General features: G+C 60.3%; 19 protein-coding genes. 7 read left to right on the top strand and 12 right to left on the bottom strand.

Going from position 1 to position 24,139, the window contains the following annotated elements:
* The first annotated feature begins 95 nt into the window (after positions 1 to 95).
* Both argE and argA read left to right on the top strand, forming a co-directional pair.
* Complete coding sequence (argE, locus tag P406_RS10250; RefSeq protein WP_046236118.1) at positions 96 to 1,244, top strand: acetylornithine deacetylase; 1,149 nt, start codon at positions 96 to 98, stop codon at positions 1,242 to 1,244.
* Between the two features lie 140 nt (positions 1,245 to 1,384).
* Entirely contained in the window at positions 1,385 to 2,683 is a 1,299-nt protein-coding gene (argA, locus tag P406_RS10245) for an amino-acid N-acetyltransferase (protein ID WP_003414058.1), read from the top strand.
* Between the two features lie 314 nt (positions 2,684 to 2,997).
* On the opposite strand, the gene gshA is transcribed toward argA, so the two are convergent.
* The 3 genes from gshA to P406_RS10230 all read right to left on the bottom strand — a co-directional run bounded on the left by gshA (position 2,998) and on the right by P406_RS10230 (position 7,534).
* Entirely contained in the window at positions 2,998 to 4,590 is a 1,593-nt protein-coding gene (gshA, locus tag P406_RS10240; protein ID WP_046236117.1) for a glutamate--cysteine ligase, read from the bottom strand.
* A 242-nt stretch (positions 4,591 to 4,832) separates the two neighbouring features.
* Positions 4,833 to 5,216: a PaaI family thioesterase gene (locus P406_RS10235; RefSeq protein ID WP_003314033.1), complete on the bottom strand. Its 384-nt coding sequence runs from the start codon at positions 5,214 to 5,216 to the stop codon at positions 4,833 to 4,835.
* The gene (locus P406_RS10230; RefSeq protein WP_046236116.1) at positions 5,216 to 7,534 is read right to left on the bottom strand and encodes a Tex family protein; all 2,319 of its coding nucleotides are present in this window, start codon (positions 7,532 to 7,534) and stop codon (positions 5,216 to 5,218) included. Before P406_RS10230 ends, P406_RS10235 begins: the two co-directional genes overlap by 1 nt.
* Positions 7,535 to 7,833: 299 nt before the next feature.
* Between P406_RS10230 and ompR the strand changes: the two genes are divergently transcribed.
* Positions 7,834 to 8,574 carry an osmolarity response regulator transcription factor OmpR gene (gene ompR, locus P406_RS10225; RefSeq protein ID WP_003318889.1) on the top strand — a complete coding sequence of 247 codons (741 nt, stop codon included), beginning with the start codon at positions 7,834 to 7,836 and terminating at the stop codon, positions 8,572 to 8,574.
* A 162-nt stretch (positions 8,575 to 8,736) separates the two neighbouring features.
* Positions 8,737 to 10,047 (top strand): ATP-binding protein, encoded by a 1,311-nt coding sequence (locus P406_RS10220; RefSeq protein ID WP_003392530.1) that lies wholly within the window; start codon positions 8,737 to 8,739, stop codon positions 10,045 to 10,047.
* A gap of 250 nt (positions 10,048 to 10,297) precedes the next feature.
* Here the strand turns inward: P406_RS10220 and P406_RS10215 are convergent, their stop codons facing one another.
* From P406_RS10215 to P406_RS10200, 4 genes are all read right to left on the bottom strand, one after another.
* A complete protein-coding gene (locus P406_RS10215) occupies positions 10,298 to 10,765 on the bottom strand; it encodes an inhibitor of vertebrate lysozyme family protein (protein ID WP_046236115.1) in 468 nt (155 codons plus the stop codon).
* Between the two features lie 2 nt (positions 10,766 to 10,767).
* Positions 10,768 to 10,932: a DUF1328 domain-containing protein gene (locus P406_RS10210; protein ID WP_002555679.1), complete on the bottom strand. Its 165-nt coding sequence runs from the start codon at positions 10,930 to 10,932 to the stop codon at positions 10,768 to 10,770.
* Between the two features lie 54 nt (positions 10,933 to 10,986).
* Entirely contained in the window at positions 10,987 to 11,274 is a 288-nt protein-coding gene (locus P406_RS10205; protein WP_046236114.1) for a hypothetical protein, read from the bottom strand.
* A gap of 228 nt (positions 11,275 to 11,502) precedes the next feature.
* The gene (locus P406_RS10200; protein ID WP_003414069.1) at positions 11,503 to 12,342 is read right to left on the bottom strand and encodes a BON domain-containing protein; all 840 of its coding nucleotides are present in this window, start codon (positions 12,340 to 12,342) and stop codon (positions 11,503 to 11,505) included.
* Positions 12,343 to 12,539: 197 nt separating this feature from the next.
* Here P406_RS10200 and algB point away from each other — a divergent pair, with 197 nt between their 5' ends.
* Together algB and P406_RS10190 are read left to right on the top strand one after the other, a co-directional pair.
* Positions 12,540 to 13,886, top strand: coding sequence for a sigma-54-dependent response regulator transcription factor AlgB (gene algB, locus P406_RS10195; RefSeq protein ID WP_003318895.1), 1,347 nt, complete (start codon positions 12,540 to 12,542; stop codon positions 13,884 to 13,886).
* Positions 13,887 to 13,896: 10 nt separating this feature from the next.
* Positions 13,897 to 15,684: a KinB sensor domain-containing domain gene (locus tag P406_RS10190; RefSeq protein WP_046236113.1), complete on the top strand. Its 1,788-nt coding sequence runs from the start codon at positions 13,897 to 13,899 to the stop codon at positions 15,682 to 15,684.
* A gap of 28 nt (positions 15,685 to 15,712) precedes the next feature.
* Here P406_RS10190 and P406_RS10185 read toward each other — a convergent pair whose 3' ends face one another.
* The 4 genes from P406_RS10185 to P406_RS10170 all read right to left on the bottom strand — a co-directional run bounded on the left by P406_RS10185 (position 15,713) and on the right by P406_RS10170 (position 20,186).
* Positions 15,713 to 16,492: an N-acetylmuramoyl-L-alanine amidase gene (locus P406_RS10185; RefSeq protein ID WP_046236112.1), complete on the bottom strand. Its 780-nt coding sequence runs from the start codon at positions 16,490 to 16,492 to the stop codon at positions 15,713 to 15,715.
* 95 nt (positions 16,493 to 16,587) lie between these two features.
* Positions 16,588 to 18,660: a GGDEF domain-containing protein gene (locus P406_RS10180; protein WP_046236111.1), complete on the bottom strand. Its 2,073-nt coding sequence runs from the start codon at positions 18,658 to 18,660 to the stop codon at positions 16,588 to 16,590.
* Positions 18,657 to 19,532 (bottom strand): endonuclease/exonuclease/phosphatase family protein, encoded by an 876-nt coding sequence (locus tag P406_RS10175; protein ID WP_003414076.1) that lies wholly within the window; start codon positions 19,530 to 19,532, stop codon positions 18,657 to 18,659. The genes P406_RS10180 and P406_RS10175 overlap by 4 nt, the downstream gene beginning before the upstream one ends.
* Before the next feature lie 9 nt (positions 19,533 to 19,541).
* Positions 19,542 to 20,186: a thiol:disulfide interchange protein DsbA/DsbL gene (locus P406_RS10170; protein WP_003414077.1), complete on the bottom strand. Its 645-nt coding sequence runs from the start codon at positions 20,184 to 20,186 to the stop codon at positions 19,542 to 19,544.
* 294 nt (positions 20,187 to 20,480) lie between these two features.
* Here P406_RS10170 and yihA point away from each other — a divergent pair, with 294 nt between their 5' ends.
* On the top strand, positions 20,481 to 21,116 hold the full coding sequence (gene yihA / locus P406_RS10165; protein WP_003341625.1) for a ribosome biogenesis GTP-binding protein YihA/YsxC: 636 nt from the start codon (positions 20,481 to 20,483) through the stop codon (positions 21,114 to 21,116).
* A gap of 241 nt (positions 21,117 to 21,357) precedes the next feature.
* Here the strand turns inward: yihA and polA are convergent, their stop codons facing one another.
* Complete coding sequence (gene polA / locus P406_RS10160; protein ID WP_046236110.1) at positions 21,358 to 24,123, bottom strand: DNA polymerase I; 2,766 nt, start codon at positions 24,121 to 24,123, stop codon at positions 21,358 to 21,360.
* Positions 24,124 to 24,139: the final 16 nt, after the last annotated feature.

Genomic DNA, 24,139 nt, shown 5'->3' with positions numbered 1-24,139 from the left:
CCGTCAGTGTACAGGACATGGCCCGAAACGGTTTATTCCTGGGTTGCTATGGCCCTATGATGGGCCGTATTCCGTCTCGATTACAGGAAGCGTCCATGCCGTTGCCGTCCATGAAAGACCAGTTCGCCGCCCTGATCGCCGCACCCTCGGTGAGCTGCACTCAGCCTTCCCTGGACCAGAGCAACCGTCCCGTCATCGATCTGCTGGCCGGATGGCTCAGCGATCTGGGGTTTGCCTGCGACATCCAGCAAGTGTCGCCCGGCAAGTTCAATCTGCTGGCGACCTACGGAACAGGCCCAGGCGGTCTGGTACTGGCGGGGCACAGCGATACCGTGCCGTTCGATGAGGCACTGTGGAAGACCGACCCCTTGAAGCTGACCGAGGTGGATGGCCGCTGGGTCGGGCTGGGCAGTTGCGACATGAAGGGCTTCTTTGCGCTGGTCATCGAGGCGGTGCGTGGCCTTCTTGACCAGCCGTTCAAGCAGCCGCTGCTGATCCTCGCCACCTGCGACGAGGAAAGCTCGATGGCCGGTGCCCGCGCGCTGGCCGAGGCCGGACGCCCGCTGGGTCGTGCGGCAGTGATTGGCGAGCCGACCGGGCTCAAGCCGATCCGCCTGCACAAGGGCGTGATGATGGAGCGCATCGACATTCTCGGGCGCAGCGGCCATTCCTCCGACCCGAGCCTTGGGCACAGCGCGCTCGAAGCCATGCACGACGCCATCAGCGAACTCAAGGGCCTGCGCACGCAGTGGCAGGCGAAGTACCGCAACCCGCAATTCACGGTGCCGCAGCCGACGTTGAACCTGGGCTGTATTCATGGCGGCGACAACCCGAACCGGATTTGTGGCCAGTGCTCGCTGGAATTCGACCTGCGCCCGCTGCCGGGCATGGACCCGGAGATGCTGCGCTCGGCCATTCGGCAGAAGCTGCAGCCGCTGGCCGAGCTGCATCAGGTACAGATCGACTATGCGCCATTGTTCCCCGAATGCGCGCCGTTCGAGCAGGTCGCTGACGCTGAGCTCGTGCGTGTCGCTGAACGTCTGACCGGTCATACGGCCGCAGCAGTAGCATTCGGCACCGAAGCGCCTTATCTTCAGCGCCTCGGCTGCGAGACACTGGTGCTCGGCCCGGGCGACATCGCCTGTGCGCATCAGCCGGGGGAATACCTCGAAATGTCACGTCTTGACCCTACAGTGCGTCTGTTACGTCAATTGATCGAACATTACTGCCTGACGCCCCAGTGAGTCAGGCATAACCCGCTTTAATGAAAGCATCTTGAGTAAAAGGAGACTGCGCGTGCTGCCAAGCCTGTTCCGACGATAACCACCACACCGTTGTGCGTGCTTCTTTTCTTCGTCCATTTTTTCTACAGGCTCTTGTTGTCATGCCCGAATACGTCAACTGGCTTCGCCACGCGTCTCCGTACATCAATGCTCACCGCGATTGCACCTTCGTCGTCATGCTGCCCGGCGACGGCGTTGCGCACCCCAATTTCGGCAATATCGTCCACGATCTGGTCCTGCTGCACAGCCTGGGTGTGCGTCTGGTGCTGGTTCACGGTTCCCGTCCGCAGATTGAAAGCCGTCTGGCCCAGCGCGGGATTACGCCGCGTTACCACCGTGACCTGCGGATCACCGATACCGAAACGCTGGAGTGCGTGATCGATGCCGTGGGTCAGCTGCGCATTTCGATCGAGGCGCGTCTGTCGATGGACATGGCTGCATCGCCCATGCAGGGCTCGCGCTTGCGAGTGACCAGCGGCAACGTCGTCACCGCACGGCCTATCGGGGTGCTTGAGGGTGTCGATTATCAGCACACCGGCGAAGTGCGCCGGGTCGACCGCAAGGGTATCAATCGCCTGCTGGACGAGCGCCATATCGTGCTGCTGTCGCCACTGGGTTATTCACCGACGGGCGAGATTTTCAATCTGGCCTGCGAAGACGTCGCCACCCGCGCAGCCATCGATCTGGCCGCTGACAAACTGCTGCTGTTCGGCGCCGAAACCGGCCTGCTGGACGAGCAGGGCCGGTTGGTGCGCGAACTGCGTCCGCAACAGGTGCCCGCGCACCTGCAGCGCCTGGGTTCCAACTATCAGGCAGAACTGCTGGATGCTGCGGCCGAGGCCTGCCGTGGCGGCGTGGCGCGCAGCCATATCGTCAGTTATGCCGAGAACGGCGCGCTGCTGACCGAGCTGTTTACCCGTGACGGTGGCGGCACGCTGGTCGCGCAGGAACAGTTCGAACTGGTGCGCGAAGCGGCCATCGAGGATGTCGGCGGTTTGATGGACCTGATCACGCCGCTGGAAGAGCAGGGCATTCTGGTGCGTCGTTCCCGCGAAGTGCTGGAACGCGAGATCACCCAGTTCAGCGTGGTCGAGCGCGAAGGGCTGATCATCGCCTGTGCGGCGCTGTATCCGATTGCCGATTCGGAGTCGGGCGAGCTGGCGTGTCTGGCCGTCAATCCGGAATACCGGCACGGTGGCCGTGGCGACGAGTTGCTGGAGCGTATTGAAAACCGCGCCCGGGCTTTGGGTATCAAGACCCTGTTCGTCCTCACCACCCGCACCGCACACTGGTTCCGCGAACGCGGTTTCGAACCCAGCAGCGTCGACCGCCTGCCAAGCGCCCGCGCCTCGCTGTACAACTACCAGCGTAATTCGAAGATCTTCGAAAAGGCGATATAAGCCTGAGTGCGGACTATATTTTGTGGGAGTGAGCTTGCTCACGAAGAGGCTGGAACAAGCCCCCAGAAAGGGGCGTTTGAACCGTCCATTTCGTGAGCAAGCTCACCCACGCCCTTCGGGCAGAAGCGCAGAGCATTGGGCACGATAGTTGAGATGATCGCTCTTCACGCTCCAGCGTGGGAATGCAGTTCTCGACGCTCTGCGTCGTCAAGAGGACGCGGAGCGTCCAGAAAGGCATGCGACGCAGAGCGCCGCACGATAGTCGCGCCTGCACCGGCACCTTCGTGAGCAAGCCCCCCACAGTAGTTGCACGATCAGTTGCTGATCGACAGAATGCTCGCCTGATACGAACCCACGAACGTGTCGAAATCCACCACTTCCTCGGTTGCTTCCAGCTCGGCCTGATCTTCGATCGAGGTTTTGGCCTGGGCTTCGAAGTCTGCCTGTTCCTGGGCGCTCAGCGGGTGAGTGCGGAAGTATTTGGCGTGGACCTGGCTCTGGCGCAGGGAGAACGCGGTAAAGCCCTCGTTATGCGCTTCCATGCTGGCCAGCACCTGGGCAGACGGCGTGAGCGCGGTATCGTCGATCTTGGCCTGTTGCACGGCAATCGATTTGAGGTGCTCATCGGTGCCCTGAGCCTGATCGAGCAGGCGGGCAATCGGCGTGATCTTCTCCACCAGCTCGGTTGCCCAGGTCTTGAGATCGACAGGGCGGTTGTCGCGCATCAGGCTCAGGCCGGGGCGACGCCCTTCCTTGACCACTGACAGGAAGTTCGAGCTTGCGTTGGAGCATTCGTGGCTGGCCAGTTGCTGGCTTTCCTCGAGGGCGCAATACAGCACGAAGGCATCGATGAAGCGCGACTGCTCCAGGCTGATGCCGGTCGGCAGGAACGGGTTGATGTCCAGGCAGCGCACTTCGACGTACTGCACACCACGGGCCACCAGCGCCTGAATAGGGCGTTCGCCGCTATAGGTCACACGCTTGGGACGAATGTTGGAGTAGTACTCGTTCTCGATCTGCAGCACGTTGGTGTTGAGCTGCACCCACTCACCATTCTGGTCATGGGTGCCGACCTCGACGTAAGGCTTGTAAGGCGTGGCCACGGCCTTGCGCAGGCTGTCGGTGTAGCTGACCAGGTCGTTGTAGCAAGGGGTCAGATCGGCCTGGGCGTCACTCTGATAACCCAGGTCGCTCATACGCAGACTGGTGGCGTACGGCAGATACAGGGTATCGGCGTCGAAGTGCTGCTCCAGCTGATGCTTGCGGCCGCGCAGGAAACCCGCGTCGAGTGCCGGTGAAGCGCCGAACAGGTACATCAGCAGCCAGCTGTAGCGGCGGAAGTTACGAATCAGCGCGATGTAGGAATGCGACTGGTAGTCGCGCGCATCGCCTGCAAAGTCCTCGGTCTGCTTGAGCAGCGCCCAGGCGTCTTCCGGCAACGAGAAGTTGTAGTGAATGCCGGCAATGCACTGCATGGTCTTGCCATAACGCAGCGCCAGGCCCTTGCGGTACACGTACTTGAGCTTGCCGATGTTCGACGTGCCGTAATAGGCAATCGGTATGTGCTCTTCATCGGGCAACGGGCACGGCATCGAAGGGCTCCACAGCAGCTCGTCGCCCAGCTTGCTGTAAACGAAGCGGTGGATCCGGTCCAGGTTGTCGATGGTCTCGGCCGGGTTCTTCAACGCAGGGGTGATGAACTCCAGCAGCGATTCGGAATAATCGGTCGTCACCTGACCATTGGTCAGGGCGGCACCCAGAGCTTGCGGGTGGGGCGTCCGGGCCAGTTCTGCCGTTGCGGTAACGCGCAGGCACTCACGCTCGATACCGTGCAGGCACTGCTCCAGAAGAGAGAGGTTGTTACGCTCGCCGAGCAATGCAAGACGACGGTTTAAAAGTTCGCTCAAGGTGTAATCCTTCACGCATCGGTCGCCCCGATATGGGGGTGGACTTGACGGTCTACAAGGGTGAAGAAAGGAACTGGCGTAGTCGCCTGGTTGGTCGGTAGCGCCTGTTCACAATCACTGCTCTTTGTCGTACTACCCAAATGGACTCGGCACCACGCTAATGGTGCCGAAATTAACCCAAATGATGTCGGTACGGCTAGGTTCAGTTCGCAGGGATGCTGTTCATCAGCCCTCGATCAAGTCTAGATCACCGCAAATGTGCCCTGGGCTTTGGCGACGAGCTTGTCGCCCTGAACGACTTCGGCCTCGACCACTAGCGTGCGGCGACCCGCGTGCAGCACCTTGGCGATGCACAGGACTTCACCCTCGGAGACGCCACGCACGTAGTTGATCTTGCACTCGATAGTCACGCTGCGCTGGTCGAAACCGTGAACGCTGGAACAGGCCAGGCCCATGGCGATATCGACCAGGCTGAAGATTGCACCGCCGTGCATCACGTTGCCGCGATTGCGCAGGTGCGCCTCCAGCGGCAACGCAACCTCGGCAACGCCCTCGTCCAGACGCCGCAGCTCGCAGCCGAGCATCTTGAAGTAGGCGCTGTGGGTCAGATCTTCAGGAATATCCATCAGCGCTTCTTCAGTTGCTTGGCATTGGCGAACAGCGACGCCATGGCATTGTTGGCGGGCGCTGGGGCAGTGGTTTCCTTGCGCGGAGCGTTGTTCTGGCGAGGCGAAGAACCTGGACGGGCACCGCGTGCACCATCGATTTTCTCGCCGGGCGTGTCGCTCATGCGCATCGACAGACCGACGCGTTTGCGCGGGATATCGACTTCCATGACCTTCACTTTCACCACATCACCGGCCTTGACCGCTTCACGCGGGTCCTTGATGAACTTCTCGGACAACGCCGAGATGTGCACCAGACCGTCCTGATGCACGCCGATATCGACGAATGCACCGAAGTTGGTGACGTTGGTGACCACGCCTTCGAGGATCATCCCCAGTTGCAGGTCCTTGAGGTCTTCGACCCCGTCCTGGAACTCTGCGGTCTTGAACTCCGGACGCGGATCGCGGCCCGGCTTTTCGAGTTCCTGAAGGATGTCGGTCACGGTCGGCAGACCAAAGGTCTCGTCGGTGAATTTCTTCGGGTCCAGACGCTTGAGAAAGCTGGCGTCGCCGACCAGCGAGCGTATATCGCGGTCGGTTTCAGCCGCAATGCGCTGCACCAGCGGGTAGGCTTCCGGGTGAACGGCGGAGGCGTCGAGCGGGTTGTCACCGGTCATGACGCGCAGGAAGCCGGCGGCCTGTTCAAAGGTCTTTTCGCCCAGGCGGCTGACTTTCTTCAGCGCCGCGCGGGTTTTGAACGCGCCGTTTTCATCACGATGCGCAACGATGTTCTGCGCCAGCGTGGTGTTGAGGCCGGAAATGCGTGCCAGCAGCGCCACGGAGGCCGTGTTCACGTCCACGCCCACGGCGTTTACGCAGTCTTCCACCACTGCATCCAGGCCGCGCGCCAGCTTGAGCTGCGAAACGTCGTGCTGGTACTGGCCGACCCCGATGGATTTCGGGTCGATTTTCACCAGTTCGGCGAGCGGGTCCTGCAAGCGACGGGCAATGGACACCGCGCCACGGATCGACACGTCGAGGTCCGGGAATTCCTTGGCGGCCAGTTCCGATGCCGAGTACACCGAAGCGCCTGCTTCGGAAACCATGACCTTGGTCATCTTCAGGCCTGGGTATTTTTTGATCAGGTCGGCAGCCAGCTTGTCGGTTTCACGGCTGGCGGTGCCGTTGCCGATGGCAATCAGATCGACCGAATGCTTGGCGCACAGTGCGGCCAGTACAGCGATGGTCTGGTCCCACTGGTTTTTCGGTACGTGCGGATAGACGGTGGCGTAGTCGAGCAGCTTGCCGGTGGCGTCGACCACGGCGACCTTGCAGCCGGTGCGCAGGCCAGGATCGAGCCCCAGCGTGGCGCGCTGACCGGCCGGCGCGGCGAGCAGCAGGTCGTGCAGGTTGTGGGCGAAGACATTGATCGCTTCGGTTTCCGCGCCGTCACGCAGCTCACCCAGCAGATCGGTTTCAAGGTGGCTGTACAGCTTGACCTTCCAGGTCCAGCGCACCACTTCGGCCAGCCATTTGTCTGCCGGACGGTTCTGGTTCTGAATGCCGAAACGCTCACCGATCATCAGTTCGCACGGGTGCATGGCGCCCGGCAATTCTTCACCGACTTTTAGTGCGGAACTCAGGAAGCCTTCGTTACGACCGCGGAAAATCGCCAGCGCACGGTGCGACGGCATGCTCTTGAGCGGTTCGTCGTGTTCGAAGTAGTCGCGGAACTTGGCGCCTTCCTCTTCCTTGCCCGGCACCACGCGTGCGCTGATCACCGCTTCCTGCTTGAGGAAGCTGCGCAGCTTGTCCAGCAGCGAGGCATCTTCGGCAAAGCGCTCCATCAGAATGTACTTGGCGCCTTCCAGCGCGGCCTTTACATCGGCCACGCCTTTTTCCGCGTCGACGAAGCGGGCTGCTTCTGCTTCCGGGGCCAGGCTCGGGTCGTTGAACAGGCCGTCAGCCAGTTCGCCCAAACCGGCTTCAAGGGCGATCTGGCCCTTGGTGCGGCGTTTCTGCTTATAAGGCAGGTACAAGTCTTCGAGGCGGGTCTTGGTGTCGGCCAGCTTGATATCGCGGGCCAGCTCCGGGGTCAGCTTGCCTTGCTCTTCGATGCTGGCAAGAATGCTGACGCGCCGCTCGTCCAGTTCACGCAGATAACGCAGGCGCTCTTCCAGATGGCGCAGTTGCGTGTCATCAAGACTGCCGGTCACTTCCTTGCGGTAGCGGGAAATGAAGGGCACGGTCGAGCCTTCATCCAGTAGTGCTACGGCCGCTGCGACCTGTTGTGGGCGTACGCCGAGTTCTTCGGCGATGCGGCTGTTGATGCTGTCCATAAAACCACCTGGAGTTGTGAGCAAAAAACTGGGCTATGTACGAATTGCCTTGCCTGGGTATCGTGCGCCAGCATTTATTTTCAGGGCTGGCGAACCGCCATGAGTCCGGCGTTGCCTGACTTCGAGGGCGGCGCATTATACCCAGCGAAGCCGGATTAGGGGATCGGCCGATAAATGGGGTGTTTTTTCGGCGAAAACGCAGGCACAAGTGTCGCCTCCAGTAAAATCTGCTAACAATGCACAAGGTGCGCATCACCGCAGCTACGCCATAATGCGCCCCGAGATCAGAGGAGCATCCGATGAGCAGCACCGCACAAAATGCCGAAGGCGAAAAAATCCTTATTGTCGATGACGATCCGGGGCTGAGCAGCCTTCTGGAACGTTTTTTCACCAGCAAGGGCTATCGTGCCCGCGCCGTGGCAAATGTGGAACAAATGGACCGGTTACTGGCCCGTGAGGTGTTCAACCTTGTGGTGCTGGACCTCATGCTGCCCGGTGAAGACGGCCTTTCAGCCTGTCGTCGTCTGCGTGCCGCGAACAATCAGGTGCCGATTATCATGCTGACCGCCAAGGGCGATGAGCTGAGCCGCATCAAGGGGCTCGAACTGGGTGCTGATGATTATCTGGCCAAGCCGTTCAACCCGGACGAGTTGATGGCGCGGGTCAAGGCGGTGTTGCGTCGTCAGGCGGCACCGGTGCCCGGCGCACCCGGCAGCGAGGACGAGTCGGTCAGTTTCGGTGACTACGTGCTGTCTCTGGCAACCCGCGAGCTCAAGCGCGGTGAAGAAGTGCACATGCTCACCACCGGTGAATTCGCGGTACTGAAAGCGCTGGTCATGCACGCTCGCGAGCCGCTGACCCGCGACAAACTGATGAACCTGGCGCGTGGCCGGGAGTGGGATGCGCTGGAGCGATCCATCGACGTGCAGATTTCCCGCCTGCGTCGCCTGATCGAGCCTGACCCGTCCAAGCCCCGTTATATCCAGACGGTCTGGGGCGTAGGTTATGTATTTGTTCCGGACGGTGCCGGAAGTCGCTGATAACCCGGTTGTCGGCCTGGAAATCCGTCATTGCTGCCAGTCACGTCGATAATCTTAAAAGGGTTATCGACGTACTGGTTTTTTGCGTTCGTACATCGGGTCCGGCCCGCGTTCGGCAAACCTGCGAGCCTCGCTCGCCCTGCAAAGTGTATGGCTGCAGTTATGAAGACTCCGCTCTGGTTCCCGCAAAGCTTTTTCTCCCGCACGCTCTGGCTGGTGCTCATCGTCGTGCTGTTTTCCAAGGCCCTGACGCTGGTATATCTGCTGATGAACGAAGACGTGCTGGTCGACAGGCAATACAGCCACGGCGTTGCTCTGACCCTGCGCGCGTACTGGGCCGCCGGTGAAAACGATCGCGAGGCGATTGCCGAGGCGGCAGGTCTGATTCGGGTGGTGGGCGGCGGCGTGCCGGAAGGTGAGCAGCACTGGCCTTACAGTGAGATCTATCAGCGGCAGATGCAGGCTGAGCTGGGCGCCGATACGGAAGTGCGTCTGCGGGTACACGCGCCACCCGCGCTGTGGGTGCGAGCGCCGAGCCTGGGTGATGGCTGGCTGAAAGTGCCGCTTTATCCGCACCCGTTGCGCGGTCAGAAGATCTGGAACGTGCTGGGCTGGTTCCTGGCCATCGGGTTGCTTTCCACGGCATCCGCCTGGATTTTCGTGCGTCAACTGAGTCAGCCGCTCAAGCGTCTGGTGTTTGCGGCGCGCCAGTTGGGGCAGGGGCGCAGCGTGCGGCTGCCGGTGAGTGACACGCCGAGCGAGATGACCGAAGTCTACCGCGCCTTCAATCAGATGGCTGAAGACGTCGAGCAGGCCGGGCAGGAGCGCGAACTGATGCTGGCCGGGGTTTCCCACGACTTGCGCACACCGCTGACGCGCTTGCGCCTGTCTCTCGAACTGATGAACGACAATGAGTTCTCCGAAGGCATGGTGCGCGATATCGAGGACATGGACGCCATTCTCGATCAGTTCCTGGCGTTCATCCGCGATGGGCGCGACGAAGAGATCGAAGAGGTCGATCTGGGGCACCTGGTGCGCGATGTGGTTGCACCCTTCAATGACGATGAAGACAGCATTCGTCTGTGCCTGGAGCCCATTCCGCCGTTCCCGCTGCGCCGTGTCTCGATGAAGCGCCTGCTGACCAATCTGATTGGCAACGCCAAGCACCATGCCGGTAACGGTATCGAAGTCGCCGCCTACGTATCCGGTGACCGAAACGCGCCCTACGTGGTGTTGAGTGTGCTGGACAGGGGCGCGGGCATCGATCCGTCCGAGCTGGACACCATCTTCAACCCGTTCATTCGTGGTGATCGCGCACGCAGTGGCAAGGGCACCGGCCTCGGCCTGGCCATCGTCAAGCGTATCGCTGCCATGCACGGCGGTAATGTCGAGTTGAGAAATCGTTCGGGAGGCGGACTGGAAGCACGCGTCAGGCTGCCGCTGGGGCTGATGTTGCCCAGGGATGCTATTTAGGGATCGAAGCAGGAAGGAAATATAAAGCGCCTTGCAAGGCCACGGGAGGCGTTCGAAAGGTCGACGCATTCTCGTAGCCTTGCACGGCGGCTTGCCTGACCCGGCCCTTGGCGGAGGTACTCCCTGTACCCCTAGGTCACGCCGATCCACTTGATCAACGCGTCCCGGCCCCCTGGTCATGTGCGTACCTTCCTCAGGCCGCACAAAGCCGAAAGGTGTCGACTCCTGGAGCCGACACCTTTCTTCTGGATCAATACCAGTTCGGGTCCTTGCGCAGCTCTTCATTCAAGAGCTTTTGCATACCCTCGTCAGGCTTACCCAGGTAACGGTAAGTCGCGTGACGTGTTGGCGATTTGTCTGCAGGAAGACCGGCAGGCACTTCAACCAACATGGCGTAAGCATCTTCCTTGTCGAGGCTGAAAGCCACGATCAGGCGCTTGCTTTTGCACGTATCGGCCGTTTCGCAGAGCGGTCCAACCAGATAGTTGTCACCGTCTTCAGTGGCCGCTGTCATCTGCTGCTCGGAAGCACCGGACAGGTTGATCACCCAATCCGGCAAACGCTCTTCCTTCTTGACGACCTTCGCCCAGGTGGTGCGGTACTCGGGGGCGGAGCTTAGAAGCTCATTGACCCGAGACTGCCCATCATTGGCTGCCATGACCATGGCACTGCCACCCATCAACAGGGCGGCGGCCAGTGTGCGAAATGACGTGTGCATTATCAGCCTCGACCGCGACGACCGAAGAAGAACGACACAACGAACATCACCAGGAAGACGACGAACAGGATCTTGGCGATACCAGTAGCCGTGCCCGCGATACCACCGAAGCCCAGTACTGCAGCGACGATAGCGATGATCAGAAACGTGATTGCCCAACTCAACATGGTGATACTCCTTTTGATGCCGTTTTAATAAGGGTGCTGCTTTTTAAGGTCGGGTCAGAAAACCCATTTTTGCTGCGGAGCGACTTCATCTACAGAAACCAGGCCGTCGACATTGCGCAGGCTTGAGGACATGTCCTTGACTGCTGGTGCACTAACACCGCGATAGGAGATGCTGCTGGTCTGGATGAATTGCTGTTTCGGTTGAGCTGCCTCGTTGGTTTGATTCCAACGCTGGAACTGCTGAATGGCGATCAGAGTGACGAGCAAGGCAAGGAGCAGAAAAAGACCTTGCTGGATGTGCAGGGGAGAGATACGCAATTGTGCAATACGCTGGCTGTTCATCTGCAAAATCCCCTTGCCTGAGTGGGCATTCAATCTGATGGGTCGTTGTGGATCGACCTTTGTTGAATGGGTTATTGCAGACTGCATGCCAGTTTTTGATCGATATAAATCTCTTTAAAATCAATATGTTAATAAGTCACTCAAGAGCGTCCTACCAGCAACCTGCACGATTACCCCTTTGTAATCGTGCGTTCTGCACGAAGCGCTCAGCGCGATGGCGCTGAACCCTCAGCCTGCGCTGCGCGCCATGACCTTCAGCGCATCGCCGTTGACGCCTTTGACACCACGAATATTTTTCGCGATTTCCACCGCCAGTTCTTTCTCGGCGAAGTTGGCAACCACGCCATTCAAGCTGACTACACCGGCCTTGGTGTCCACTTTGATGTTCAGCCCATCCAGCGTCCGGCTGTAGATCAGGCTCGCCTTCACCTTGCTGGTGATCCAGGCGTCACTCATTTCCTCGGTCGGGGTCAGTGACTGTGGCTGGGTCTTGGCCGCGATCGAGTCGGCCGCGCTGAGGCTGATCAGGTTATTGACGCTGACCACGCCATCGGTATTGCTGGCCAGGCTACCCGCCAGCTCTTTGGCTTCGGGACTCTGTGCCCGGCCCTTGAGGGTGATGACGCCGTCCTTGCTGTCGACCTCGATATTCAGCGCTTCGGTCACGCTGCTCCACAGCAGCTTGGATTTCACCGTCGCGACCAGCGTTGCATCCTCGAAGCGCTGAGCCATGTTGGTCCGGGTGCCAGGCTCGCTGGCGACAGCAGGATCCACCTCCAGCTGGTTGTCGACCTTTTCGATGCCTTTGGTATCCAGCGCGATGCGCTCGGCCAGCTCGCGGTCCACCTCGTTTTCAACCTTGCCCTTGAGCGTCGCAGTGCCTTGTTCGACACCCACATCGATCTTGAACGGGCTCAGATGCTTGTTCAGCGCGAAAGCTGTCCAGATCGAGCCTTCCTGGCGCGCCTCGGTGAGCTGAGTGGGCAGGTCAGGCTGGGCGAGTACCGGGCCACTGCCCAGTAGCGCAGCGGCGGCGGTGATCAGAGCAATCTTTTTCAGTGAAAACATAAGAGCGTTCCTTTTGCGGTGAGATTTCGTCTCCGAATAGACGGTTTTAACGGCATAAACGCGGATTAATCAGGCTGTTCGCCATTAGCTGATCAGAAAGCTACCATGCATGCCGAAGAATCAATCAGAATTGACCATGCAACTTGCCCGATGATTCCGAGACTAACTGAGACAATTCATTAAGGAGCGTAGGAAAAATGGAAGCAGCCACTGAGAATCAGGGCCGTATTCTGCTTGTGGACGACGAGTCCGCCATCCTCCGCACTTTCCGGTACTGTCTGGAAGACGAAGGCTACAGTGTCGCCACTGCCAACAGCGCAGCCCAGGCTGACACGCTCATGCAGCGCCAAGTATTCGATCTGTGCTTTCTCGATTTGCGTCTGGGCGAAGACAATGGCCTGGACGTGCTGGCGCAGATGCGGATTCAGGCGCCGTGGATGCGTGTGGTGATCGTGACTGCCCATTCGGCGGTGGATACGGCTGTCGATGCCATTCAGGCTGGCGCAGCCGACTATCTGGTCAAGCCGTGCAGTCCTGACCAGTTGCGTCTTGCAACGGCCAAGCAGCTTGAAGTCAGGCAACTGTCTGCACGTCTCGAAGCACTGGAAGGCGAGGTTCGCAAGCCCAAGGATGGTCTGGATTCCCACAGCCCTTCGATGATGGCCATTCTGGAAACGGCCCGTCAGGTGGCGGTCACCGATGCCAACATCTTGATTCTGGGCGAGTCGGGTACCGGTAAGGGCGAGCTGGCCAGGGCGATTCACGGCTGGAGCAAGCGGGCCAAGAAGTCCTGCGTCACCATCAACTGCCCGTCGCTGACTGCAGAACTGATGGAAAGCGAACTGTTCGGCCACAGCCGCGGCGCTTTCACCGGTGCCAGCGAAAGCACGCTGGGTCGTGTCAATCAGGCCGATGGCGGCACCCTGTTTCTCGACGAGATCGGCGACTTTCCGCTGACGTTGCAGCCCAAGTTGCTGCGCTTCATTCAGGACAAGGAATACGAGCGCGTCGGCGACCCGGTGACCCGACGTGCCGACGTGCGCATCCTGGCCGCCACCAACCTCAACCTTGAGGACATGGTGCGCAGCGGGCGTTTCCGTGAGGATCTGCTGTACCGCCTGAACGTAATCACCCTGAATCTGCCAGCCCTGCGTGAGCGCAGCGAAGACATTCTGACCCTGGCGGACCGCTTTCTGGCGCGTTTCGTCAAGGAGTACGCTCGTCCGGCTCGCGGCTTCAGCGAAGAAGCCCGTGCGGCGCTGCTCAATTACCGCTGGCCGGGCAACATTCGTGAGCTGCGTAACGTGATCGAGCGAGCCAGCATCATCTGTCCACAGGAACGCGTGGAAGTCAGCCATCTGGGCATGGCTGAGCAGCCGACCAACAACGCACCGCGAGTGGGAGCGGCCTTGAGTCTGGACGAGCTTGAAAAGGCACACATCGGGGCCGTACTGGCAACCAGTGAAACCCTTGATCAGGCCGCCAAGACGCTGGGTATCGATGCTTCGACGCTTTACCGCAAACGAAAACAGTACAACCTATGAAATACCTCAAATGAAGCTGGCCATGAAGTTGCGCACCCGCCTCTTTCTGAGCATTTCGGCGCTTATCACGGTCGCTTTGCTCGGGCTGCTGCTGGGGCTCGTCAGTGTCATGCAGATGGCCCGGACTCAGGAATCACTGATTCAGCATAACTTCGCCATCCTCGATCTGGGCTTGAAGTTGCGCCAGAACATGGGTGATCAACTGGTGTTGATGACCGGTTCCAATCGCAATGACGTTGAGCTGGACAGAATCCAGAAGCAGTTCGAAGAGCTGCTGGAGCAAGGATCGGTGCAGGACACCCAGCAAAACGTACGCAACGGTTTTGAAAAGACCCGGGGCGATTATCAGCGATTCATTGCCGCCTGGCAGCAGTATCGCAATGATCCGCGAGGCATACGCGGCAACCCGCAATTGAGCGACAGTTTCGACACGCTGCGTAACGGTCTGATGGATGTGCATCGCAAGGCGCTGGAGAACATCAGCAACGCCGAGATCAACTCCAGGGATCGTGCATTGTGGATCGCCGGCTTGCTGGGCCTGGTCGGGCTGGCGGTGCTGTGCATCGGCTTTGTGACCGCGCATGGCATCGCCCGTCGTTTCGGTGCGCCGATCGAGGCGCTGGCCAAGGCTGCCGATCGCATCGGTGAGGGTGATTACGAGGTCACGCTGCCCATTTCCTCGGCCGCCGAAATGAACCTGCTGACCCGGCGCTTCGGCATCATGGCCGAAGCCCTGCGTCAGCATCAGGCGACCAACGTCGATGAGCTTCTGGCGGGCCAGCAGCGCCTGCAGGCGGTCCTCGACAGTATTGACGATGGCCTGCTGATGATCGATCGGCAAGGCCACCTGGAGCACCTCAACCCTGTTGCGCAGCGCCAGCTCGGATGGGACGAGAGTCGCCTCGGGCACAGTCTGGGCGAGGCGTTGGGCCGCCCCGAGCTGGATGAGCAATTGCATCTGGTGCTGCGAGGCGGAACGCTGGAGCGTGCGCCGGAAGACTTGGCCATCGAGATCGACGGCGAGTCACGACTGCTGACCTACAGCATGACGCCGGTCAGCCACACCAAGGGCCACATCCTGGGTGCGGTGATGGTGCTGCACGATGTGACCGAGCAGCGTGCTTTCGAGCGGGTACGCAGCGAGTTCGTCCTGCGCGCCTCGCATGAGTTGCGCACGCCGGTTACGGGTATGCACATGGCGTTCGGCCTCCTTCAGGAGCGTCTGCATTTCGCTCCCGAGTCACGTGAGGCGGATCTGCTCAATACGGTCACCGAAGAAATGCAGCGCCTGATGCAGCTCATCAACGACCTGCTGAATTTCTCGCGTTATCAGAACGGTCTGCAGAAGCTCAAACTTGCACCGTGCTCCATCGAGACCTTGCTGCAAGAAGCCAAGGTGCGCTTTGAGGATCAGGCCCAGGAACAGGATATTGTGCTGATGCTGGATATGCAGGAGCCGATGCCGCGCCTGCATGCCGATCAGTCCCAGCTGGAACGGGTGCTGGATAATCTGCTGGACAATGCCTTGCGTCATACGCCGCCGAACGGCCTGATTCGCCTGCAGGCCAGGCGTCACGGCGAGCGGGCGATCATCAGCGTCGAAGATAACGGCGAGGGCATTGCCTACGGACAGCAGGGGCGGATCTTCGAACCCTTCGTCCAGGTCGGCCGCAAGAAAGGCGGTGCCGGGCTCGGGCTGGCGCTGTGCAAGGAGATTGTCCAGCTGCACGGCGGACGCATGGGCGTTTATTCACGGCCGGGGCAGGGCACGCAGTTCTATATGGCTTTACCGCTCTGAGGGCTTGAGCGCCAGGCCCTCATGCGCTTCAATTCGAGTGATTGAGCACCTGCAGGATGGCCGCGCTTTGTGCGTCGGGCTCGCCGTCGAAGCGAGCCGGGCGATAGTGCATCTGGAAGGCGGCCAGTACCTGGCGTGTTGCGACGTCCAGTTCACCGGTCTTCGGGGTACTGTAGCCCAAGCGTGCCAATTGCTGCTGGAACCAGGTGATGCTCGGCAGATTGACTGCCAGCAATGCCTGACGCTGGGCAACCTGGCGTTCGTCCGGCCAGTTGCCCAGACCTTCGGCAGCGAGGCGTTTCCACGGGAACAACGGCCCCGGATCCTGCTTGCGCGACGGGGCGATGTCTCTATGACCGATGATGTGTTTGGGGTCGATCTTATTGCGTTTGACGATGTCCTTGAGCAGCACAATGATCGACTGGGTCTGTGCTTCGGTGTACGGATACCACAGGCGACCGGTCGGTGTTTCCTTGAAACCCGGGTTGACGATCTCGATGCCGATCGAGCTGGAGTTGAGCCAGGTGCGGCCTTCCCACTCGCTTTCGCCGGCATGCCAGGCACGTGCGTTTTCATCGACCAGTTTGTAGATGGTGGCCTTGCTGTCGTCACCGATCAGGTAGTGGGCGCTGACCTCGCCATGGGTCAGTAACTGCAGCGAGCGTTCCAGCGAAGCCGAGGTGTAGTGCATCACCACATACTGGGCACGGCCATCGAAATTTACCGAGGGATGGCTGGTATCCAGCCTGGGGCCGCTGGCACAGGCAGTGAGGAGGAGCATGAGCAAGGCAGAGAAATACAGCTTCATGAGGTCGGCAGCGTCGGCAGGAAATGAAACATCATAACAAAATGTGTGCGAATAGCATGGGGCACCCGCTATTTGTTCAGGTCAAAATGTTTCAGTCAGCCCTGTTCGATGCGGTTCCGGCCGTTCTCCTTGGCCTTGTAAAGCGCCTGGTCGGCACGTTTGATGGCGGTGTCGCTCTTCTCTGACGGGCGAAAAGCCGTCAGGCCAATGGAGACGGTGATGGTGACTCGCTCGCCCTTGAAGTGGAAAGGGCATGACTCGACGGCGGCGCGCAGTTCATCCAGAAGCGTCAACCCGGTGGCAAGAGGCGTTGCAGGCAGCAGCATGACAAATTCTTCGCCGCCAAACCGTGCCATGAAGTCATCGGCACGCAGGCGTTTGCTGAGGACATTGGCGACGATCTTCAATACCTTGTCGCCAGCCAGGTGCCCGTAGCCATCGTTGATGCGTTTGAAATGGTCCAGGTCCAGAATGCACACCAGCAAGCTGTTTTTTTCTTCCTGCCACCGGGCCATCTCCTGTTCGAGGCGCTCACCCCAGGCGGCACGATTGGGCAGTCCGGTAAGCGGGTCGATCAGGGCCTTTTGACGCTGTTCCTCCAGGTGAGTCCTGAAACCCAGGGCTTCCTGCTCCATGCTCGCGACGCGGGCCGCCAGACCTTGCAGGCGCGAGGCCACTTCGCGCTCGCGGGCATCGCGTTTGAGCTGGTAGTGATCCATGGTGCCGAGCAGGGCCTCAAGCCGATTGTCGAGCACCCGCTTGAGGCTGGGCAGATCGGAGGCGTCCTGAACACTGCTTTGCAGGCCGCCCACCTGTTCGCGCAACTGGTCGTTCAGGTCGCGCGCAGTGGTCTGATCCTCGGCGTGATCTTCACTGGCGGCCTGCAAGTGGCTTTGAAAGGATTCGAGCCGCTCATTGAGCTGCTTGAGGTAAGTGCCGAACTCCTGCTGACCACCGTTGTTGATCGCCAGCATCAACACCGCCAGATCGTCGAGGATAGGCAGCAGTTCGTACCAGTTAAGCCCATGTTTCAAGCGTAACTGCATGTCCTCGACCTGCGGGCGAAAGTGCTCGGACAGGGTCAGGTCGTCCAGCAGGCCCAGCAGAGTTTGTTCAATGTGTGCCGCCACCGAGCTGTAGCTGGGCTCCGGTGAGGAGGGTAGCGCGTAACCTTCTTCGCCCTCTGCCGATTCGGGCTGCTGCTCGGCCTCTGCGTCGGGTTCCTCAACTGTCACCTCGATTGGCGCGGGCCGCTGCTGGTAGGGCACTGATGGGACTGGCGCCAGAACATCCGCGAAATCGATGGGTTCGACGGTGGCAGGTGCAGGTTCGGCGACGGCTTCTGCCGATACCGGCGCAATGTCCGCGGCGGTAGCCTGTGGCGCAGGTTCTTCAGACGTCACCGCAGCGGGTATCACTGCGGCAGACGCAGCGGTTTCCGGGGCAGGCGCTGGCGGCGTGCTGTCTTCGGCAATGGGTGCTGCGGCAGGGGAATCAACAGCCTCGGCTTCGACAGGAGGGGCGTCTGGCGGGGCGTGAGTGTTCGCTGCTCGCGGCTCGGCATCGGGTTCATGCGATTCCGGCGCGGAGAAGGTGGCGTCGTCGGGGTGAGCAGTCTCGGGATGGGAGTCGTTGCTGTGGCCTTCGCGCGAACCGAACAGGCGTTGCAGCAATCCCTGGCGCGGACCTTCTTCGGGTTTTTCAACCTGGGTCAGGGCCTGGCCCTGCAAATTGCTCAACTCGCCGAGCAACAGGGGCAGCTCGCGGGCCTGGGAGGCGCGCTCTTCAAGCTCCTTGGCAAAGCGCTTGAGCGGCTTGCGTACGTCGCGCGGCAGCGGCAGTGACTGCAGCTGTGCAACCAGTGCGGTCAGTGCCGAGCTGATTTGCGCGGCCCGTACTTCGCGGCGTTGTTCAGAGTCCAGTACGGCTTTTTCGAGGCGCGGGATCAGGGCTGCCAGGCCCGCATCCATATCGTCCTTGCGGACGATTTCGCGCATTTCCTTCATGCATTCATCGACAGCGCGGTCAGAGCCCTCCGCCGCCAGGCTGCTGCGCACCAGACCGCGTCGCAACAAATCGAGCCGCGCATCCCAGCGCTTTTCGAGCTTATCCTGTTGCTCGATCCCTTTGAGGTATTTCTCTTTCCAACGCTCCGCGTCGTCGCTCATGCAAGGCTTCCACCAGAGGGCACAGGCAGTGAGTCCCCACGCAGTGAGTCAGGCAGGCGAATCTCGACAGCGACAGGCAGGTGATCGGAAATGGGTTGCGCCAGCACCTGCACGCGTTCGAGCGTCAGGGTCGGGCTGAGCAAAATGTGATCGAGGCAGCGTTGTGGCCGCCAGCTCGGAAAGGTCGCCTCTATCTGCGGGGCCAGAAGCCCCAGATCCCGTAGCGGCGAGTGTTCCAGCAGGTCATTGGCGTGGGTGTTCATGTCGCCCATCAGCACCTGATGGCGATAACCGCCAATCAGTTCGCGAATGTAGGCAAGCTGCCGGGTTCGGGTCCGAGTCCCCAGCGCCAGGTGCATCATGACCACGACCAGCGCATCCTCGCCTTCGCCGAAACGCACAAGGATTGCGCCGCGCCCGGCCGGGCCTGGCAGCGGATGATCCTCGATCTTGGTCGGACGCAGACGGCTCAGCACGCCGTTGCTGTGCTGCGCCAGACGCCCGAGATTGCGATTGAGCTGTTGATACCAGTACGGAAAGCCGCCCAGTTGGGCGAGATGCTCGACCTGATTGACGAAGCCGGAGCGCATGCTGCCGCCGTCGACTTCCTGCAGCGCGACAAGATCGAAATCGTTGATCAGATCGCCGATCTTCTGCAGGTTGCCCGCCCGACCGCCATGCGGCAGCAAGTGCTGCCAGCTGCGTGTCAGGTAGTGATGGTAGCGCTGGGTACTGATACCCACCTGGATATTGAAACTGAGCAAACGCAGCCTGCCGTCTTCCGGCAGGCCGTTTTGCAGCAGATGATGTTCGTTGACCTGCGGATCATGCAGGCCAACGATACGGGTACTGCCTTTGCCCCAGCGGCGCATGATGTGCGCTTACTTGGCGGCTGTGGTAGCCGCTCGCTCTTTGGCAATCAACTGGTCGGCAACTTCCAGGGTCTTTTCCGGACCACCGGCAGAACCCAGGTCAAAGCGGTACTTGCCATTGACGATCATGGTCGGAACGCCAGTCACTTCGTACTTCTTGGCCAGTTCCTTGTACTGGGCGATCTTGCCCTTGACTGCGAAAGAGTCGAACGTCTTCAGGAAGTCTTCCTTGTTCACGCCCTGTGTGGCGACGAAATCAGCCATGTCATTCTTGTCGGTCAGACGCTTGCCGCCTTTCTGGATGGCTTCGAATACGGCTGCGTGAACCTTGTGTTCGACGCCCATGGTGTCCAGGGTGATGAACAGTTGGCCGTGAGCGTCCCAAGGGCCGCCGAACATGGCAGGGATGCGTACGAACTTGACGTCGGACGGCAGTTTTTCAACCCACGGATTGATGGTTGGCTCGAACGCGTAGCAATGCGGGCAGCCATACCAGAACAGCTCGACGACTTCGATCTTGCCTGGCTCGGCAACAGGCACAGCGCTTGCCAGCTCGACGTATTGCTTGCCGGCCTCGATGGGCGTGGCGGCCTGGGCGGACATACCGAACAGACTGGCGGCAACCAGAGCGGCGCTGATGATCAGATTACGCATGCTTTACTCCTGAGCAGATTGAATCGCCTTCAAGCGACGGTGGTTTCGACCGGACGCGAAAGCCTGAGTTCGTTAGTGTAACGCTGAGGTTGTAAAAATGGGCGACCGAGGACGGCCTTTTTGCATAAGGAGTGAAGCAGGTCATGTCTGAATGTTCCAGCACATCCGTCAGAGCGGCCCGATACGGTGTGAGTGTGGGCCGGGGGACAGGTGTGTCATTATATGCGCACGCATCCAAACGAAACCGACACCTCCTGCCGCACCCCCTGCAGGCAGGTCTTCACCGGAAATCACATGCAACTCAAAAACCCCATCCTCGGTCTGTGCCAACAGGCCACGTTCATGCTCAGCGCCGCCAAGGTCGACCAATGCCCCGACGACGAAGGTTTTGAGGTCGCGTTTGCCGGTCGCTCCAACGCGGGCAAATCGAGCGCACTGAACACCCTGACCCACGCCAGCCTGGCGCGTACATCCAAGACCCCTGGGCGTACCCAGTTGCTGAACTTTTTCGGTCTGGACGAAGATCGCCGTCTGGTCGACCTGCCCGGTTACGGCTACGCCAAAGTGCCCATCCCGCTCAAGCTGCACTGGCAGCGTCACCTGGAAGCCTATCTGGGCAGCCGCGAAAGCCTGAAGGGTCTGATCCTGATGATGGATATCCGTCATCCAATGACCGACTTCGACGTGCTGATGCTCGATTGGGCCATCGCCAGCAACATGCCGATGCACATTCTGTTGACCAAGGCCGACAAGCTGACCTACGGCGCGGCCAAGAACACGCTGCTCAAGGTTCAGGCCGAGATTCGCAAAGGCTGGGGCGATGCAGTGAGCATCCAGTTGTTCTCGGCCCCCAAGCGCATGGGGCTGGAAGAGGCCTACACCGTGCTGGCCGACTGGATGGAACTGGAAGACAAGGCACCTGCGGAGTAAATCGCAGGCAAAAAAGACCCCGGACTTCGCATGGGGAGGGGGAAGTTCCGGGGCTTAAGGTCCAGACCTTAGGGTGGGATCTGGATAACTGCCAACACTTAACACAACTAGGAGCACGATCGATTTTTCAACCAATCGACACGTCTGACTCCTGTCCAAACGGTTAAGTTCCAGCAGTGAAGAAAAGTTCACATTTCCTACAATATTTGACGAACCTGCGCACAGGTTCGCCATTTCAGGCTCAGTGAGCCTCGTCCCAATTGTTGCCAACCCCCACTTCCACCAGCAATGGCACTGCCAGTTCTGCTGCGCCGCTCATGTGTGGACGGATCTGTTCACTGACCTGATCGACCAGGTCCTCGCGCACTTCAAGCACCAGTTCGTCGTGAACCTGCAGGATGACCCGAGCATCCAGGCCGGACTCGTCCAGCCAGCCATTCACCGCCACCATGGCTTTCTTGATGATGTCCGCAGCGGTGCCCTGCATCGGCGCGTTGATCGCCATGCGTTCCGCGCCTTTGCGCAGGGACTGGTTCTTGGCGTTGATGTCCGGCAGGTACAGGCGACGACCGAAGATGGTTTCGACAAAACCTTGCTCGGTAGCCTGGGCGCGGGTGCGCTCCATGTAGTTCAGCACGCCAGGGTAGCGGGCGAAGTAGCGGTCGACATACGCCTGTGACTGCTTACGGTCCACGCCAATCTGCTTGGCCAGACCGAAAGCGCTCATGCCGTATATCAGACCGAAGTTGATTGCCTTGGCGCTGCGACGCATGTCAGTGGTGACGTTTTCCAGCTCGACGCCAAACACCTCCGCAGCCGTCGCGCGGTGAACGTCCAGGTCATTGCGGAACGCATGCAGCAAGCCTTCGTCCTGAGCCAGATGCGCCATGATCCGCAGTTCGATCTGCGAATAGTCGGCGGCCAGCAGTTTGTAACCCTTGGGGGCCACGAACGCCTGACGGATGCGCCGGCCTTCAGCAGTACGAATCGGGATGTTCTGCAGGTTCGGATCGCTGGACGATAAGCGACCGGTGACGGCCACCGCCTGATGATAGGAGGTGTGAATCCGCCCGGTACGCGGGTTGATCTGCTCCGGCAGGCGGTCGGTGTAGGTGCTCTTGAGCTTGCTCATCGAGCGGTATTGCATCAACACCTTGGGCAGCGGGAAATCCTGCTCCGCGAGCTCGGCGAGCACGGCCTCGGCAGTCGATGCCTGACCGGTGGCGGTCTTGCTGAGAATCGGCATGCCGAGTTTTTCGTAGAGAATCACGCCCAACTGCTTGGGTGAGCCGAGGTTGAACTCTTCGCCGGCAATGGCGAAGGCTTCGCGCTCCAGCGCAGTCATCTTGTCGCCCAGTTCGACGCTCTGGATGCCCAGCAGGTTGGCATCGACCAGCGCGCCCTGGCGCTCGATACGCGCCAGCACAGGCACCAGCGGCATCTCGATATCGTTCAATACCGGCTGCAGGGTCGGAATCGCGGCCAGCCGTGCGTCGAAGACTTCATGCAGGCGCAGGGTCAGGTCCGCTTCTTCGGCGGCGTAATTACCCGCCTGTTCCAGGGCAATCTGGTCAAAGCTCAGTTGTTTGGCGCCTTTGCCGGCAATTTCCTGGAAATTGATCGGCGTGTGCGTCAGGTACTTGGCCACCAGGCTGTCACGGTCGTGGCGGGTGGCGGTGGAGTCCAGTACGTAGGATTCCAGAATGGTGTCGAAGCGCACGCCCTGCAGATCGATGCCTTGCGCCTGATCGCCGTCGATCGCGCAATTTGCAAGCAGGTTGATAGCGAACTTGGCGTGCTGGCCGACCTTGGTTTTGTCAGGGTCTTCCAGCAGCGGCTTGAGCGCCTTGAGCACGGTGTCGCGGTCCAATTGCTGCGGCACGCCCATGTACGAGTGGGTCAGCGGAATGTAAGCGGCTTCGTGGGTCTGAATGGCGAAGGACAGGCCGACCAGTTGCGCACGCTGGGCATCGGTGCCGTTGCTCTGGGTGACGAAGGCAAACAGCGGCGCGGCCTGCAGCTTCTTCAGCCACGCATCGAACTGGCCCTGTTGAAGAATGACTTCATAAGCCGCTTCCCTGGCCTCGACAGTCGGCTCTTCGACGGTCAACTCCTGGCCGGCACGTTTGGCGTCGCGTTGCAGGTCTTCGATCCAGCTCTTGAATTCCAGCTCGGCGTACAGCTCCATCAACGTGCCGCGGTCGGGCTCGCCGCAATGCAATTGATCCAGCTCGATGTCCAGCGGGACGTCGATCTTGATGGTCGCCAGTTCGTAAGACAGAAAGGCCATCTCACGATGTTCTTCGAGTTTGGCGGCCAGGGTCTTGGCGCCACGGATCGGCAGGGAAGCGACCTTGTCGAGGTTCTCGTAAAGCTCCTTGATGCCGCCGCCAATGCCGACCAGCAGACCGACCGCAGTCTTCTCGCCAACGCCGGGCACGCCGGGAATGTTATCGACCTTGTCGCCCATCAAAGCCAGGTAATCGATGATGTGCTCCGGACCGACGCCGAATTTCTCTTTCACGCCCGCCACATCCATCACGCTACCGGTCATCGTATTGACCAGGGTGATGTGGCCGTCGACCAGTTGCGCCATGTCCTTGTCGCCGGTGGAGATCACCACTGGACGATCGGCTGCCGCGCTGCTGCGTGCCAGCGTGCCGATCACGTCATCGGCTTCGACGCCTTCGACGCACAGAAACGGGTAACCCATGCCTTTGACGCAGGCATGCAGCAGGTCGACCTGCACGCGCAGATCGTCCGGCATGCTCGGCCGGTTGGCTTTGTAGTCGTTGTACAGCGCATCACGGAACGTCCCGCCCTTGGCGTCGAACACCACGGCGAGCGGGCTGTCCGGGTACTGGCGCCGCAGGCTTTTGAGCATGTTGAGCACGCCCTTGACGGCACCGGTCGGCAATCCTTTGGAGGTGGCCAGTGGTGGCAGTGCGTGGAAGGCGCGGTAGAGGTAGGAGGAACCGTCTACCAGGACGAGTGGCGCTTGGGTCATGAGCAGAATCAACCTT

The organism is Pseudomonas syringae pv. coryli str. NCPPB 4273, from assembly GCF_000972175.1.
Taxonomy (GTDB): domain Bacteria; phylum Pseudomonadota; class Gammaproteobacteria; order Pseudomonadales; family Pseudomonadaceae; genus Aquipseudomonas; species Aquipseudomonas syringae.
The sequence above is the reverse complement of the archived record's forward strand: the minus strand, read 5'-3'. Positions and strand labels throughout refer to the sequence as shown.